This is a genomic window from Tistrella mobilis (assembly GCF_041468085.1).
Taxonomy (GTDB): domain Bacteria; phylum Pseudomonadota; class Alphaproteobacteria; order Tistrellales; family Tistrellaceae; genus Tistrella; species Tistrella mobilis_A.
This window is the reverse complement of record NZ_CP121017.1, coordinates 1,503,119-1,519,185: the sequence shown is the minus strand read 5'-3', so window position 1 is coordinate 1,519,185 and position 16,067 is coordinate 1,503,119. Positions and strand designations below refer to the sequence as shown.

Below are 16,067 nucleotides of genomic sequence, written 5' to 3'. Positions count from 1 at the left end.
TCCGGTTCGTGAAGGTGGTGGTTCTGGGCGCCGGTGTGGTGGGCATGGCCACCGCCTGGCACCTTGCCGATCAGGGGCATGAGGTCACGGTCGTCGACCGCAGGATGGGGCCGGGGCTTGAGACCAGTTTCGCCAATGGCGGCCAGATCAGCCCCAGCCATGCCGAACCCTGGGCAAACCCCGTCACGCTGAAATCGTTGCCCGGATGGCTGCTGCGCGAGGATGCGCCGCTGGTGTTCCGCTGGCGCGCCGATCCGGATCTCTGGCGCTTCGGCCTGCGGTTCCTGGCCAATTGCACCCGCGCGGCTGCCCGCCGCAACACCGAACGCGCCTGGCGGCTTGCCCGCTATTCGCTCGACGGCATGAAAGCGATCCGCGCCGCGGAAGGCTTCGCCTATGACGAGGCGCACCGCGGCATCCTGCATGTGTTCGAGGATCAGAAAGGTTTCGGGCATGCCTGCCGGCATGCGGCGGAGCTGGACCGCACGCTCGGCATCCCTCATCAGGTGCTGGACCCGGCCGGGTGCGTCGCCCATGAACCCGCCCTGGCACCGGTGCAGGGCCGGCTGGCCGGCGGCGTGTTGAGCCCGATCGACGAGCAGGGGGATGCGCATCTGTTCACCGCCCGGCTGGCTGACGCCGTTGCCGCCAGGGGCGGTCGCCTGCTCTATGGCCGGAGTGTCGAGATGCTGGAAACCAGCGGCGACCGGGTGACCGCCATACGGCTGGACATGGGCACGCAGATCGAGGCCGATGCCGTCGTTGCCGCCATGGGCAGCTATACGCCGCTGCTGCTGCGCCGGATCGGCATCCGCCTGCCGGTCTATCCCCTGAAGGGCTATTCGGTGACGCTGAACGTCGCCGGGCGCAACGACGCGCCCCGGGGCAGCCTGACCGACGACGCCCGCCGGATCGTGTTCACCCGGTTGGGCGACCGGCTGCGCGCCGCCGGCACGGCAGAGCTTGCCGGCTATGATCTCGGCCTGAACAGGATCCGCTCGGAAGCGATCCTGAAGGGCGTGCAGGCGGTCTTCCCCGACATCGCCCGCGATGCGGTGCCGGAATACTGGTGCGGGCTCAGGCCGGCCAGCCCCGATGGTGTGCCGGTGATCGGCCCCACCCGCTTCCGCAACCTGTTCCTCAACACCGGCCATGGCACGCTGGGCTGGACCATGGCCGCCGGATCGGGCCGGGTGGTGGCAGATCTGGTCTCGGGCCGCGTGCCCGAAATTCCGATCGAGGGCCTGACCCTGGACCGCTTCCGCTTCTGACGGCGCGGGATCGGCCCAGCACAGCCGGAAGGATCGGACAGCGCGTCAGGCGTCAACCAACAGGAGGGCCGGCGGTTTGGGCTTGTGAAGCGGCATTTGCCGGATTAAAACAAGTTTGAACTTGGAAAAAGGAGCCGCCATGTCCCCCGCAGGCCGCACGACCACCGGCACCCCGGCCGGTGACTGGGCCGAGATCCGCCGCGGCGGACGTTTCGGCGCCTTCATGGTGCTGTGCCTGGGCATCTGGTTGCATGCCGCCGACAGCCTGCTGACCACGACCGTGATGCCGGCGGTGACGATGGAGATCGGCGGGCTCGCCTGGGTGAACTGGGCGCTCGCGCTGTACGAACTGGGCTCGATCGTGGCCGGCGCCTGCACCGGGCTTGCGGCACGCGCCGCCGGGCTGGGCCGGGCGACCACCCTGGCCGCCACCACCTTCGCCATCGGCTGCGTCATCAGCGCCGTCGCCCCCGATATGGGCACGCTGCTTGCCGGCCGGCTGGTCCAGGGGCTGGGCGGCGGCATGCTGGTGGCGCTTGCCCATGTCTCGGTCTCCAGGCTTTACGAACCCAGGCTCTGGCCCCGGCTCTATGCGATCATGTCGGGGTTGTGGGGGGCGTCCGCCCTGGCCGGGCCGCTGGTCGGCGGGCTGTTTGCCGATGCCGGGCTCTGGCGCGGCGCCTTCTGGGCCTTCGGCGCCCAGGCTGCCCTGGTGGCGGTGGCGGGCGGGCTGCTGCTCCGCCGGGTGACCGCGGCGGCCGAGGCGGCCGCCGGATCGGGCGACGCCCATGCCCTGCCCTCGGCCGCGGTCCCCACCGGCCGGCTGGCCCTGCTGATCGTGGCGGTGCTGGCAGTGGCGACCGCCGGGGTGACCGGCGATGTGGCGACCGCAGCCGTCACGGGCCTGGGCGGCCTTGCCCTGCTCACCCTGTTCTTCCGCCGGGACGGCCGGGCCCCCCTTGGCCAGGGCCTGCTGCCGCCGGGTGCGCTCGATCTCCGCCGCCGCCAGGGCATGGGGCTCGCCATGGTGCTGACGCTTTCGGCGGCAACCGTGCCCTTCACCGTTTACGGCCCGATCCTGTTCGTGGTGCTGCATGGGGCAGACGCCCTGACCGCGGGCTATCTGGTCGCGATCGAAAGCGTGGCCTGGACGCTGGCCGCCATCCTGCTCTCGGGCGCCGGCGCCCGGCTGGAGCCCTGGCTGATCCGCATCGGCGCCCTGGTGATCGTGGCCGGTGTCGCCGGCTTCGCGCTGGTCGTGCCCCATGGCGAGCTGTGGATGGTGGCCCCCTTCGCGACCGCTCAGGGCATCGGCTTCGGCATGTGCTGGGCCTTCCTGGTCCGCCGGATCGTCTCTGCCGTACCCGAAGAGGTCCGCGAAAGCGCCTCCTCGGCCGTGCCGACCATGCAGATCCTGGGCTATGCGCTGGGCGCCGCGGCCGCCGGCATCGCCGCCAATCTCTCAGGCTTCGGCGGCGCCCATGCCGGCGCCCTGCCCGAACCCGCCACGGCGGAAACCGTCGGCTTCTGGGTCTTCGCCGCCTTCCTGCCGGTGGGTCTGATCGGCATCATCGCGGCGTTCAGGTTGACGCGGCGGGGGGTGTGATCCGGTCATGGCAGCTGCCCCGGAAACGAACCGACGCCCGCAGGCCAGGCCTGCGGGCGTCGGACGGTGGCGAGGTTCAGGCGGGAGCAACCCGGCCGGCCGTCAGGCGGCGCGCGAGAGCGCGTCGGCGGGGGTGACGGCGGTCAGGTTCTGGGCCTCGGCCACGGCCTCGATGGTCAGCTGTCCGGCATGGACGTTCAGACCGTTCATCAGATGCGGATCTTCGGCCAGCGCCCGGGCGGCCCCCTTGTCGGCCAGCGCCAGCACGAAAGGCAGGGTCGCGTTGTTGAGCGCGAAGGTCGAGGTGCGGGCAACGCCGCCCGGCATGTTGGCGACGCAGTAATGGACGATGCCGTCGACCTCGTAGGTCGGCTGGCGATGGGTGGTGGCGCGCGAGGTTTCGAAACAGCCGCCCTGGTCGATGGCGACATCGACCAGCACCGCCCCCGGCTGCATGCGGCTGAGGAGCGGCCGGTCGATCAGTTTGGGCGCCGCCGCCCCCGGCACCAGCACCGCGCCGATCACCGCATCGGCCGTAATCACGGCCTCTTCGATGGTCTCACGCGTGGCATAGAGGGTGCGCATGGCCGGGCCGTAAAGCCCGTCCAGCTCCTTCAGCCGGTTGAGCGAACGGTCGATCACCACCACCTCGGCGCCAAGCCCGATGGCGAGCCGCGCGGCATTGGTGCCGACCACGCCACCGCCCAGCACCACCACCCGCGCCGGGCGAACACCCGGTACGCCGCCCATCAGCACCCCGCGCCCGCCCTGGGTCTTTTCCAGCGCATGGGCGGCGGCCTGGACCGACATGCGGCCGGCGACCTCGCTCATCGGCGCCAGCAGCGGCAGGCGGCCCGCCGCATCGGTGACGGTCTCGTAGGCGATGGCGGTGGCGCCGCTGTCCAGAAGCAGCCGGGTCTGTTCAGGATCGGGCGCCAGATGCAGATAGGTAAACAGCAGCTGGCCGGGGCGGAGCCTGCGGCATTCCACCGGCTGCGGCTCCTTGACCTTCACGATCATGTCGCCACGGGCGAAGACCTCTTCGGCATCGGCCACGATGGTGGCACCCGCCGCCTCATAGGCCGCATCGTCGAGCCCTGCCCCCAGCCCGGCGCCCTGCTCCACCAGCACGTTGTGGCCATGATGAACCAGCTCGCGCACGGCGGCGGGGGTCAGGCCGACCCGGTGCTCGTCGGTCTTGATCTCTTTGGGCACGCCCAGAAGCATGGTGTTTCCTCCCCAGGAATGACGCAACGCCGCCTCCGCATCTCCGGGCCGCCGGATCTTGTGCCGGCTTGGGCCGCACCGCCCGGGCTATGCCCGGGCGGGGGATGCGGATCGGCGACGGTTGCGCCGGATGGATTGAGCGATGCCCGATCAGGCGGTCGTCCTGATCGCCTCGGACAGGACCGCAAAGAGATGGTCGATCTGGGCCTCGTCGATGATCAGCGGCGGCGAAATCGCGATGATGTCGCCGGTGAAGCGCAGCAGCACGCCCTGCTCATAGGCCCGCACGAACACCTCATAGGCCCGCTTGGTCGGCTCACCCGCACGCGGCGACAGCTCGACCGCGGCGACCATGCCGTAATTGCGGATGTCGATGACATTCGGCAGATCGCGCAGCGCATGCGCCGCCTTGCCGAAATACTCCGACAGGCTCGCCGCCCGATCGAACAGCTTCTCTTCGGCATAGATGTCGAGCGTGGCGAGCGCCGCCGCACAGGCCAGCGGATGGCCAGAATAGGTATAGCCGTGGAAGAATTCGATCAGATGCTCGGGCCCGGTCATGAAGGTGTCGTAAATCTCCTTCTTCGCGAAGACCGCACCCATCGGCACCGCACCATTGGTGATGCCCTTGGCGGTGGTCATCAGATCCGGCGTCACCTCGAAGCTGTCGGCGCCGAAGGCCTTGCCGGTCCGGCCGAAGCCGCAGATGACCTCGTCGAAGATCAGCAGGATGCCATGGCGGTCGCAGATCTCGCGCAGGCGCTTCAGGTAGCCCTTCGGCGGGATCAGCACGCCGGTCGAGCCCGCGATCGGCTCCACGATCACCGCCGCGATGGTCGAGGCGTCGTGCAGTGCAACCAGCCGCTCCAGATCGTCGGCCAGCTCGGCACCATGCTCGGGCTGACCCCACGAGAAGGCGTTGCGGGCCAGATCATGGGTGTGGCGCAGATGGTCGACGCCCGAGAGCAGCGTGCCGAAATGCTTGCGGTTGGAGACGATGCCGCCGACCGAGATACCGCCGAAGCCGACGCCGTGATAGCCGCGCTCACGGCCGATCAGGCGGGTACGGCTGCCCTCGCCGCGGATGCGGTGATAGGCCAGCGCCATCTTCAGCGCCGTGTCGACCGCTTCCGAGCCGGAATTGCAGTAGAACACATGATCGATACCGTCCGGCGCCAGCTCCACCAGGCGGCTCGCCAGCTCGAAGCTCAGCGGATGGCCCATCTGGAACGAGGGCGAATAATCCATCTCCGAGATCTGACGGGCGACCGCCTCGGAGATCTTGTCGCGGCCGTGGCCGGCATTCACGCACCACAGCCCCGCGCAGCCGTCCAGCACCTGACGGCCGTCATGCGAGGTGTAGTACATGTCCTTCGCCCCGACCAGCAGGCGGGGCGCCGCCTTGAACTGGCGATTGGCCGTGAACGGCATCCAATGCGCGTCCAGATCGTTCGGAACCGTGATGCGCGCCATGACCGCGTCGCTCCTGTTGGTTTGTCAGTCCCTCGCCGGGCGGGGTGCTCCCGCGCCCTTGGCCGCCGCCGCAATGGCGGCTGGAGTCTGGTTGTTCGTCCCTCGCCGGGCGGGGTGCTCCCGCACCCCTTGGCCGCCGCCGCAATGGCGGCTGGAGTCTGGTTGTTCGTCCCTCGCCGGGCGGGGTGCTCCCGCACCCCTTGGCCGCCGCCGCAATGGCGGCTGGAGTCTGGTTGTTCGTCCCTCGCCGGGCGGGCGCTGCCGCGCCCTTGGCCGCCGCCGCAATGGCGGCTGGAGTCTGGTTGTTCGTCCCTCGCCGGGCGGGCGCTGCCGCGCCCTTGGCCGCCGCCGCAATGGCGGCTGAAGGGGATCGGCGACGACCAGCGGGCGTCACCTCTCATCCTGTGGAACAGCCTAGCATTGGCAATTAAACTCGACAAAGTGATTTCCATCGGTATTGCAAGCCATTGATTTTGCGTTGCAGCACACATGGAATGTCAAATATCTTGAACAGGAACCGGCAGGGCGGCCGGCATGGAGCGGGGAGAAGCGGGACGATGAGCGGCGATCTGGGTGCGCGCCTCAAGACCATCCGGCAGATTTATGGCCTGTCGCAACGTGAGCTGGCCAAGCGGGCCGGAGTGACCAATGCGACCATTTCGCTGATCGAACAGGACAAGGTCAGCCCCTCGGTCGGATCACTGAAGAAGGTGCTGGAGGGGATTCCGATCTCGCTGTCGGAGTTCTTCTCGCTCGACCTCACCACCCGGCAGCGGGCCTTCTATCGGGCCGACGAGCTGACCCAGATCGCCCGCGGCTCGGTCGCCTATGCCCAGATCGGTGAAAATCTGAGCCGGCGGCGGATGCAGATCCTGCACGAGCGCTACGCCCCCGGGGCCGATACCGGCAAGCAGCTGCTGCGACACGAGTCGGAAGAGGGCGGGATCGTGGTCCGCGGCCGGATCGAACTGACCGTCGGCGGCGAGAGCTGCGTGCTGGAAGCCGGCGACGGCTATTACTTCGACAGCCGCCTGCCCCACCGCTTCCGCAATGTCGGCGAGGAAGAAGCCGAAATCGTCTCCGCCTGCACGCCGCCGAGCTTCTGAGACCACGCCACCACCACTGCGCGTATAGAGTCTATGAAAATACCGCAATAAGATTGACGCAGCGGCAAAGCCATCTTAGGCTTCGGGTATGTCGATCGTGCACCGCCGGCCCACCGGGATGGCGGATCGTCCCCCGATCCAGGCTCCTGAGCCCAGCCCGCCATCCCCCCGTCCCCGGTCTCCGGTCCCGGACCGGCACGGATCCCACACGGGCCGGCACGCGATAAACGAACTGACGGCTGTTCCGCCGATGCGGAACAGCCGTCTTTGTCGTTCCAGGCCTGAAAGAGCGGGCTTACATCGTCGTCTCGGACAGCGGCAGCGTCGTCTCCAGACCCGCCGCCTCGTCCAGGCCAAGCATCAGGTTGAGGTTCTGGACCGCAGCGCCCGAAGCGCCCTTGCCCAGATTGTCGAGCCGGGCGGCGAGCAGGATCTGGCCGGCGGCATCATTGCCGAACACGAACAGCTCCAGCCGATTGGTGCCGTTCAGCTCGCGCGGGTCCAGGAACTTGCCGTCGCGCAGCCGGTCGCCGCCGCCGGCCGGGGCAACGCTGACGAAGCGCTCGCCGGCATAACGTTCGGCGAGCACGGCCTGAACATCGGCGACACTGGCCGTCTTCGCCAGCTGGGCCCGGGTCAGGGGCACATGCACCAGCATGCCACACTTGAAGTGACCGACGGCCGGGACGAACAGCGGCGCCGAGGAGAGGCCGCCATAGACCGCCATTTCCGGCAGATGCTTGTGTTCCAGCCCCAGCGCATAATCGCCGTAGGGATAGGCCGCCTCGCGCCCGACGGGGGCGGCTGCCTCGTAATCCTCGACCATCTGCCGGCCACCGCCCGAAAAGCCCGAGACGGCATTCACCGACAATGCCGCATCGGCCGCGATGATCCCGGCATCGACCAGGGGCCGCACCAGGGCGGTGAAACCGGTGGGATAGCAGCCGGGATTGGCGACGCGGGTGGCGGCGACGATGGCGGCGCGCTGGCCGGGCAGAAGTTCGGCGAAACCATAGCTCCAGCCGGCTTTCACCCGGTGGGCGGTGGAGGCGTCCAGCACCTTCACGGCCGGATTCTCGATCATCGAGACGCTTTCGACCGCCGCCGCATCGGGCAGGCAGAGAATCGCGAGGTCGACCTCGTTCAGCAGGCGTCGACGCTCAGCCGGATCCTTGCGACGCTCGGGCGCGATCGAGACCAGCGCGAGATCCTCGCGTCCGGCCAGACGTGCCCGGATCTGCAGGCCGGTGGTTCCGGCCTCGCCGTCGATGAATACGGTGGGCTTGCCGCTCATGGGAAGGGCCGCTCCTCGAAGGGTCGCATAGGGTATGGGTCGCATGGGCTGTGCCGGCATGGGCCGGCGCGGCGCACTATAGCGCAGCCGGGGCGGGCTTGCGAGCGGTCGCACCCGCAAGGCTGCCGCGCAGGCGTGATCTGCCGGGGCCGAATCTGATCGGGGCCGGTCTGATCGGGGGCATAAAATCTCATCGGAGGCATAAAAAAAGCGGGCGGACCGAAGTCCGCCCGGAATTTGCTCGTGAACGGAAGGCCGGACAAGGCCATGCGCGTACCTGTGCCCGGTACAGAAGACGGACCACCAAACTCACCGGCGGCCTGACGGGGGACGATCCCCCATCGCATCCCCGCCTGATCGATCCGGTGACAGGACCATTCAACCTGTTCGTGATGATCGACCCTTCCCGCCCCCGCTGTCAAGCTTATGGCGAGTTAGGGTCCACATGTTATCGCTTCAGGTGTGGTGGGCTTGCAATGCGCCGGGCGCCCGGTCAGGATCGGCCGCTGCCTTCCGCCGCCTGGAAGCCCTTATGCCGAGACAGACCGAGATATGCAGATCCTGATCGATGTATGCCTGCCGTTCTTCGCGGTGATCCTGACCGGCTGGATCGTCGGCCGGCGGCGCTTCATCGATGCGGGCGGGCTGGCCGGGCTCAACCGCTTCACCTATTGGGTGGCGCTGCCGCCCTTCCTGTTCGTGAAGGTCGCGGAAATCCCGCTCGACCGGCTGCTCGACCCGAAACTGATCGGGGCCTATTACGGCGCCGGGCTGATCGTCTATGCGATTGCGGTCTTCGGTGGCCGCCGGCTGTTCGGGGGCGGCCCGGCGCTCTCGGGGATCCGCGGGCTGGGTGCCACCTTTTCCAATGTCGGCTATATGGGCCTGCCGCTGGTGATCTTCGCCTTCGGCCCCGAAGCTGCGGCCCCGGCCATGACCATCATCGTGCTCGACCACGTGCTGATGATGGGGCTGACCGTGCTGCTGATCGAAAGCGAGCGCGCGGCCGGCGGCGGGCTGAAGCGGGCGCTGATCAAGATCGCCCGCGGGCTTGCCTTCAACCCGCTGATCCTGACCATCGTGGCCGGCGCGCTCTATGGCGTCTCGGGGCTGCCGCTGCCCAAGCCGGTCGCGGCCTATGGCAATCTCGTCGGCCTGGCGGCCGCGCCCTGCGCATTGTTCGCACTCGGCGCCAATCTCGCCGGCTGCTCGCTCACCCGCGGCATGATCGAGGTCTCGGGGCTGGCCCTGCTGAAGATCGTGGTCCACCCCCTGCTGGTGCTGGGGATGGCCACCATCGTCTTCGCGCTCGACCCGCTGCTGGTGCGGATCCTGGTGCTGGAGGCTTCGCTGCCGATCGCGGTGTCGGTCTTCGTGCTGGCCGATCAGTACCGGATGGACACCAGCCGGATCTCGGCCGCGATCCTGGTCTCGACACTGGGCTCGGTCGCCACCGTCTCGCTCGCCCTCACCCTGCTCGGCAGCTGAGCCTCAGGCCCGGGGTCAGCGCGGCGGCACCGCACAGCCATCCTCGGGCGAGCAGCCGTCGCCATCCACCTCGTCATCCGACATGCCGCCCTCGCCGTCATCGGCAACACCACCGCCGGCCGGGTTGGTGGCGGCGCGGACCAGGGCCATCATCATCTGCTCGGGCGCCTGCGCGCCCATCACCGCCCAGCGGCCGTCGATGATGAAACAGGGCACGCCATCGACGCCGATCCGCCGCGCCTGGGCGTCGGCCTCGGCCATCACATCGCGGTCGTCGTCGGAGGCGAGCCAGGCGCCGAGATCCGTGTCCTCGGGGTCGACGGCGAGGCCGATCTCGGTCAGCACGGCAGCGTCACCGATATTGCGGCCCTGTTCGAAGAAGGCGGTGAACAGCGCCTCGACCACCCGATCGCCGCGATTGCCGCCATCGGCCGCCGCCAGATCGCGCAGCTGCATGCGATAGATCAGCCGGTGGCTGTCGAGCGTGTTGGGCATCACGGCTGCGCGCTCGGGATCGATGTCGATGCCCGCCTCGGCACCGGCGGCACGGATGCGGCCATAGATCTGGGCCGCCCGCTCGGACCCGCCGAACTTGGCCGCCAGATAGCCTGCCCGGTCGGTGCCTTCGCGCGGCATCGACGGGTTCAGCTGGAAGGGATGCCAGCGCACCTCCACCGGCTGCGCCGCCGGATGGCCGGCGAACATGTCGAGCGCCTCTTCAAGCCGGCGCTTGCCGATGAAGCACCAGGGACAGACGGTGTCGGAAATCACGTCGATACGCATGGTGTCGGCCTTCCGGTTGCAGACTTAAGGTATTGATGAGGGTGGAGGATATTGATGAGGATGGAGGACCGGGACGCGCGCGGCGCCCCCTCCCCCCTTCCTGGCTTCCCCTTCACATGCCCCCGCCTCCGTACGGATGCAAGCAGCGCAGCACGATCAGCCGGTGAAGAGGCCCTGATGGGCGTCACGCAGCAGGTTCTTCTGCACCTTGCCCATGGCATTGCGCGGCAGCTCGGCCACGAACAGCACGCGCTTGGGCTGCTTGAAATTGGCCAGCTGCTCGCGGGTCACCGCCAGCACGCCGGCCTCGTCCGGCGCATCGGCCCCGGCCTCGCGGACCACCACCGCCACCACGGCCTCGCCGAAATCGGGGTGCGGCACGCCGATCACGGCACTTTCATCCACGCCCGGGATCCTGTCGATGACCAGCTCGATCTCCTTGGGGTAGACGTTGAACCCGCCCGAAATCACCAGATCCTTGGCCCGACCGACGATCGAGACATAGCCGTCGTCGTCGATGGTACCGATATCGCCGCTGCGGAAGAAGCCGTCGGCGGTGAAGTCCTCGGCGGTCTTCTCGGGCTTGCGCCAATAGCCCTTGAACACGTTCGGGCCCTTGAGCTCGATCATGCCCGCCTCGCCCGGCGCCACCGGCCCGCCGTCCTCGCCGGTGATGCGCAGCTCCACCCCGGGCAGCGGCCGGCCGACCGTGCCCTGGCGGCGGTCGCCGTCATAGGGGTTGGAGGTGTTCATATTGGTCTCGGTCATGCCATAGCGCTCAAGGATGCGATGGCCGGTAACGGCCTCGAACCGGGCGAAGGTCTCGGGCAGCAGGGGTGCCGAGCCCGAGACGAACAGGCGCATATGGGCGGTGGCCTCCCGCGTGAGCCCGGCCTCGGCCAGCAGGCGGACATAGAAGGTCGGCACGCCCATCATCACCGTCGCCCTGGGCATCAGCGCCAGCGCACGGGCCGCATCGAATTTCGGTTCGAACAGCATGGCGGCCCCGGAAAGCAGCACGCAATGGGTGGCGACGAACAGACCGTGGGTGTGGAAGATCGGCAGCATGTGCAGCAGCACGTCCCGGTCGGTGAAGCCCCAGGCCTCGACCAACGTTTCTGCATTGCTCCACAGGTTCTCGCCCGAGAGCATCACCCCCTTGGGCCGGCCGGTGGTGCCCGAGGAATAAAGGATGGCGGCAAGATCGTCGCGGCTGCGGGCAACCGGCTCGGCCACCCCTGCGGTGGCGCGGACCCGGTCGGCGAAGGCGCCGTCGCCGGTGGCATCAAGCGTCGCCACCTCGATCGGCCGGCCATTGGTCATGGTCCTGACCGCGGTTTCCGCCTCGGGCCGGCAGACCACCAGCCGCGGTTCGGCGTCGTCGATGAAGTATTCGAGTTCGGCCGGCTTGTAGGCGGTGTTGAGCGGCAGATAGACCGCGCCCCGGCGCAGGCAGCCCAGATAGAGCATCAGCGCCATCGGCGACTTGTCGACCTGCACGGCCACCCGGTCGCCGGGGGCGACGCCCAGCTGATCCAGCAGGGCCGCGACCTGGCCCGAAATCCGGTCGGCATCGCCATAGGTGAGCACGCTGCCGTCGGGCCGGTAGAGCATCGGCCGGGCCGGATCGGCCGGGAAACGGGCACGGATACGGGCGTAGAGGTTGTCGCTCACCGCGGGGCCTCCTCTCTGAGCAATTCTGGCCTGAGCAATTCCGGTCTAAGCAATCCTGGGCCCCGGCACGATAGGCCCGGCCGGGGAAGAGGACAAGCGCGCCGGCGGCCGGGCAAGATCCGGCGGCGGGTGCTGAAGATCAGGAAAAATGAAGCCAAGTCCAGAAATGCGAAACGCCGCGCTGGATCATGAGATCCGCGCGGCGTTTCGCTGACGACGCTTGAGGATTGGCACCCCCAAGGGGAATCGAACCCCTGTTTCCGCCGTGAGAGGGCGGCGTCCTGGACCGCTAGACGATGGGGGCGTCGTCGTGTGGGCGGATATTTACAGCCACCCGTCAGGCCGTGCAAGAGAAAAAATGAAGCTCCGATGACGAAATATTTCCCGGGAGATGAGGGGGCCGGAAAATCAACGGCTTCCACCCCCTCATGGCTCGTCAGGCCGGATCAGCGCCGGCCGTGGGCGGCTGCGATCGAGGCATGGTCCAGGAAACGGTCGACCTCCGCCGGGTCGGTCGCCCACGAGGTGACCAGGCGGATGCGCACCGTGCCGGGCGCCGGCTCGGCCCAGCGATAGAAGCCGGCGCCGGCCTTCTCCAGCGCCGCGACCGCAGGCTCCGCCAGGTCGACGAACAGCTCGTTCGCCTCCACCGGATGGGCCAGCCTGACACCGGGCAGCGACTGCAGGCCATGGGCCAGCCGGGTTGCCATGGCGTTGGCGTGGCCCGCCAGCGACAGCCAGAGATCGCCGGCCAGATAGGCGCGGAACTGGGCCGAGAGGAAGCGCATCTTGGGGATCAGCAGGCCGGCGCGCTTGCGCAGATAGCCCATCGCCTCGGCAAGCTCGGGGTCGAAGACCACCACCGCCTCGGCCCCCAGCGTGCCGTTCTTGGCCGAGCCGAAGCTCAACACGTCGACGCCGGCATCCCAGGTGATCTCGGCCGGCGCCACACCCAGATGGACGCAGGCATTGGCGAAGCGCGCGCCATCCATGTGCAGGCGCACGCCCTGGGCCCGGGCGATCCCGCCGGCCCGCCGGACCTGATCGGGGGTGTAGACCGTGCCGGCCTCGGTCGCCTGGGTCAGCGTGATCACCGCCGGCTGGGCGGCGTGGACGAAGCCGCGCGGCGCCGCGGCCAGCCGGGCCTCCAGCTGGTCCAGATCCATCCGGCCATGGTCACCGGGCACGAGGGAGAGTTTGGCGCCGCCGGTATAGAATTCCGGTGCCGCGCATTCATCCATCTCCACATGCGCTTCGCTATGGGCATAGATCGTGCCCCAGCGCGGGGTGAGTGCCGCCAGCGACAGCGCATTGGCGGCCGTGCCGGTGGGCGTCATGAACACCCGGACCTCGCGGCCGAACAGGACCGCCAGATCCTCTTCCAGCGCCGCCGAGACGGGATCATTGCCGTAGGACGGGACAGAGCCCTGATTGGCGGCGACCAGCGCCTCCATCACCTTGGGATGGGCCCCCACGACATGATCGCTGTGAAAATTCATCGCATCCCCCTCTGCTTCGGATGACGATCGGTCTTGGCCGCCCCCCGACCGCGGGGCGGGGCATGCGGATCGTCGCGCGGCGCCTGACGCCCCGTTCCGCCACGGGCAGCCGCCAGCGCCGGATCCAGCCGGAATTCGGCGGCAAGCTCCACATGGCGCGACCACAGGAACTGATCGACCGGCATCACCCGCACCAGCCGGTAGCCGGACGCGGCCAGGATCCTGGCATCGCGCACGAAGGTCACCGGGTTGCACGACACCGCGGCGATCAGCGGAATGCCGGACGCCGCAAGCTGTTCCGTCAGCGCCCGGGCGCCCGCCCGTGGCGGATCGAAGACCGCCGCGTCCAGAATGGCGAGTTCACGGGCGGAAGGCGGCCAGCGCATCAGGTCGCGCGGCTCCACCGTCACCCGGTCGGACAATCCTGCGGCAGCCGCGGCCCGCGACAACGCCTCCAGCGCCGGCCCTTCCACCTCGGCCGCGATCACCCGCGCGCCGCGATGGGCAAGGGCAAGGGCGAACGTGCCGGAGCCGGCGAAGAAATCGCCGATCGTGCCGCCCTCTGCGATCACATGGCCGAAGACACCGGCGACGAAGCTCACCAGCGCCTCCTCACCCGATGCCGTCGCCTGGGCGAAGCCGGCCGGTGGCGGTTCCAGTGCCACACCGCCACGATGGACCACCGGCGCCTGGCGGCGCACCACCACCTCAGGCTCGGCCAGGATCGCCGGCGCGTTGCCGGCCCGGGGACCGCCGCGGGCCGGACCCCTCTGCCGGCCCTTCTGGTGCCGGCCACGCCCGCCGCGCTGCGGCTCGGGCACCGGATCGGGTTCCGGCCGCCACGAGATCCGCGCAAGTCCGGCGGTCTCGGCGAAACGGGCCAGCGCCTGCAGCCCTTCGGCATCGGGGGCTTCAGACAGCATCAGCACCAGATCGACGCCGCCCTCGGTGGCCTCGGCATGGGCCTCGCGGAAATGGGCAGGATGGGGATAGCCGTCGGGGCCGGCCATGAAATCCCGCAACCGCGGGATCAGCCGGTCCAGTTCGGGCACCAGCAGCAGGCAATGGTCGACATCGACCACATGGCGGCTGCCGGCCTCCATATAGCCCACCACCGCCTTGCGGGCGGTGGCGCGCAGCTTCCAGCTGGTCCGGCGGCGTTCATGCGGCTCCGCCGGCATCATCGGCGCCAGCGTCGCCTCCTCGAAACCGTTGCGGGCCAGGATGTCGGCGACCAGGCCGCGCTTCCAGCCGCGATAGTCGTGCAGCGCCATGTGCTGCAGGGCGCAGCCGCCGCAGGGGCCGAAATGCGGACAGGCCGGCTCCACGCGCACGCGGCCCGGCTCCACCAGTTCCAGCCAGCGGGCGCGGATACGGTCGCGCTCCACCGTCTCCACGGTCGCCGCCACCAGGTCGCCCGGCAGGGCATGGGGCACGAAGACCGGCCGGCCTTCATGCGCACCGATGCCGTCGCCATGGCTGCCCAGATCGGTGATCCTCACCTCGATCTGGGTGCCCGGACGCAGCCCGCCCGCGTCATCCTCGCCACCCGGGATGCCGTCCAGTTCCGCATCTTCGCGGTCGTCGTCGCGATCGTCGTCCACACACCGTCTCTTTTTTGTCGGGACCGGTCCCATGAAACCGCCGGCCCTGGTCGAACATCGTTACAGGCAGCACCAGGTCAAGGTTCAACCGGCCGCGGCGGGCCATAGGCGACCGGTCGGTCTTCGCCCACCCTCAGCACGCCTTCGGTGAAACAGCTGCCATCGGCCGCCAGCCGCCAGCAGCGGGCCTCGATCATCTGGCCGTCCTCGACCCTGAGGATCATCCAGATCAGCCCCGCCTCCCAGGCGCCGGCCAGATCGGCCGCCGAAGGCGAAGCCGCCATGTCCGGATGGCCGTGATAAAGGCCGATCATCCGCGCCCCACCCTCGCGGGAGCGGCGCTGCAGACGCAGGCGCAAGGCCGGGTCGATCTCGAAGGCCCGCCGCGGATCGGGGGCGAGGTTGATCGAGGCCACCGCCTCCGTCACCTCGATCCCGTCCGCACGGACATGGCCCAGCAGCAGACCGCAGCCTTCGGCCGGATAGGCGGCTTCGACCGTATCGACCGCCGCCCGCATCGCCGCGGGGCGGATCGTCACCCGCGGCGCCCGGATCATTTCGCCCCGGCCGCCGCAGCCGCGGCATTCAGCGGGATGCGCCGGATCAACAGGCCGGAGGCCCGGTCGATCACCACCAGCACTTGCACCCCATCGGCACCTTCGGCAACCATCATCACATCCTCCCCCGCGGCGGCCAGGGCGACGACCCTCTCGCCCGACATCAGGGCCGGCCCCTCGGTGCCCGCCGGGCGAAGCGGCCGGACCGGGGCCGCCGGCGGGTTGGCGGTGCGGAAATCGCCGGCGATCTGGCCGGGGGCCGCCGGCTGCGGCGCCGGGCCGGCGGCATCCGGCACAGCCGGCGCCGTCGCGACAGGGGTCTGTGCCGGCTTCTGGTCCTTGTTAGACGTCGCCCGCTGGTATATCAGCACGCCTAGACCGGCACCGACCACCAGGATGGCGATGCCGAGCCCGATGATCACCCGCTTCAGAATGCGGGTCATGCGCTGTTCGATCGTCTCGGGCGCCTTGTCGTTCATCTGGAA

At 69.1% G+C, this 16,067-nt stretch carries 13 protein-coding genes and 1 tRNA gene; 4 read left to right on the top strand and 10 right to left on the bottom strand.

The window, feature by feature from the left end; translation table 11 throughout:
• The first annotated feature begins 8 nt into the window (after positions 1–8).
• Positions 9–1,271, top strand: a complete 1,263-nt coding sequence (locus tag P7L68_RS12685; protein ID WP_372005901.1) for a D-amino acid dehydrogenase — start codon at positions 9–11, stop codon at positions 1,269–1,271.
• 139 nt (positions 1,272–1,410) lie between these two features.
• Positions 1,411–2,877, top strand: a complete 1,467-nt coding sequence (locus P7L68_RS12680) for an MFS transporter (protein WP_372005898.1) — start codon at positions 1,411–1,413, stop codon at positions 2,875–2,877.
• Between the two features lie 102 nt (positions 2,878–2,979).
• Here the strand turns inward: P7L68_RS12680 and ald are convergent, their stop codons facing one another.
• Together ald and P7L68_RS12670 are read right to left on the bottom strand one after the other, a co-directional pair.
• On the bottom strand, positions 2,980–4,104 hold the full coding sequence (gene ald / locus P7L68_RS12675; protein ID WP_372005896.1) for an alanine dehydrogenase: 1,125 nt from the start codon (positions 4,102–4,104) through the stop codon (positions 2,980–2,982).
• A gap of 150 nt (positions 4,105–4,254) precedes the next feature.
• Positions 4,255–5,577, bottom strand: a complete 1,323-nt coding sequence (locus P7L68_RS12670) for an aspartate aminotransferase family protein (protein ID WP_372005894.1) — start codon at positions 5,575–5,577, stop codon at positions 4,255–4,257.
• 557 nt (positions 5,578–6,134) lie between these two features.
• On the opposite strand from P7L68_RS12670, the gene P7L68_RS12665 reads away from it, so the two are divergent.
• Positions 6,135–6,683: a cupin domain-containing protein gene (locus P7L68_RS12665; RefSeq protein WP_372005891.1), complete on the top strand. Its 549-nt coding sequence runs from the start codon at positions 6,135–6,137 to the stop codon at positions 6,681–6,683.
• Between the two features lie 295 nt (positions 6,684–6,978).
• Here P7L68_RS12665 and argC read toward each other — a convergent pair whose 3' ends face one another.
• A complete protein-coding gene (gene argC / locus P7L68_RS12660; RefSeq protein WP_372005888.1) occupies positions 6,979–7,977 on the bottom strand; it encodes an N-acetyl-gamma-glutamyl-phosphate reductase in 999 nt (332 codons plus the stop codon).
• A 552-nt stretch (positions 7,978–8,529) separates the two neighbouring features.
• Between argC and P7L68_RS12655 the strand changes: the two genes are divergently transcribed.
• A complete protein-coding gene (locus P7L68_RS12655; protein WP_372005885.1) occupies positions 8,530–9,465 on the top strand; it encodes an AEC family transporter in 936 nt (311 codons plus the stop codon).
• Positions 9,466–9,480: 15 nt separating this feature from the next.
• Here P7L68_RS12655 and P7L68_RS12650 read toward each other — a convergent pair whose 3' ends face one another.
• From P7L68_RS12650 to P7L68_RS12620, 7 genes are all read right to left on the bottom strand, one after another.
• The gene (locus tag P7L68_RS12650; RefSeq protein ID WP_372005883.1) at positions 9,481–10,248 is read right to left on the bottom strand and encodes a DsbA family oxidoreductase; all 768 of its coding nucleotides are present in this window, start codon (positions 10,246–10,248) and stop codon (positions 9,481–9,483) included.
• A gap of 156 nt (positions 10,249–10,404) precedes the next feature.
• Positions 10,405–11,922, bottom strand: coding sequence for a malonyl-CoA synthase (locus tag P7L68_RS12645; RefSeq protein ID WP_372005880.1), 1,518 nt, complete (start codon positions 11,920–11,922; stop codon positions 10,405–10,407).
• 228 nt (positions 11,923–12,150) lie between these two features.
• A tRNA-Glu gene (locus tag P7L68_RS12640) sits at positions 12,151–12,226 on the bottom strand.
• A gap of 142 nt (positions 12,227–12,368) precedes the next feature.
• Complete coding sequence (locus tag P7L68_RS12635; protein WP_372005878.1) at positions 12,369–13,421, bottom strand: low specificity L-threonine aldolase; 1,053 nt, start codon at positions 13,419–13,421, stop codon at positions 12,369–12,371.
• On the bottom strand, positions 13,418–15,025 hold the full coding sequence (locus P7L68_RS12630; RefSeq protein ID WP_372005876.1) for a class I SAM-dependent RNA methyltransferase: 1,608 nt from the start codon (positions 15,023–15,025) through the stop codon (positions 13,418–13,420). The genes P7L68_RS12635 and P7L68_RS12630 overlap by 4 nt, the downstream gene beginning before the upstream one ends.
• A gap of 77 nt (positions 15,026–15,102) precedes the next feature.
• Entirely contained in the window at positions 15,103–15,582 is a 480-nt protein-coding gene (locus tag P7L68_RS12625) for a Mov34/MPN/PAD-1 family protein (RefSeq protein ID WP_372005874.1), read from the bottom strand.
• Entirely contained in the window at positions 15,579–16,061 is a 483-nt protein-coding gene (locus P7L68_RS12620; protein ID WP_372005873.1) for a hypothetical protein, read from the bottom strand. The genes P7L68_RS12625 and P7L68_RS12620 overlap by 4 nt, the downstream gene beginning before the upstream one ends.
• Positions 16,062–16,067: the final 6 nt, after the last annotated feature.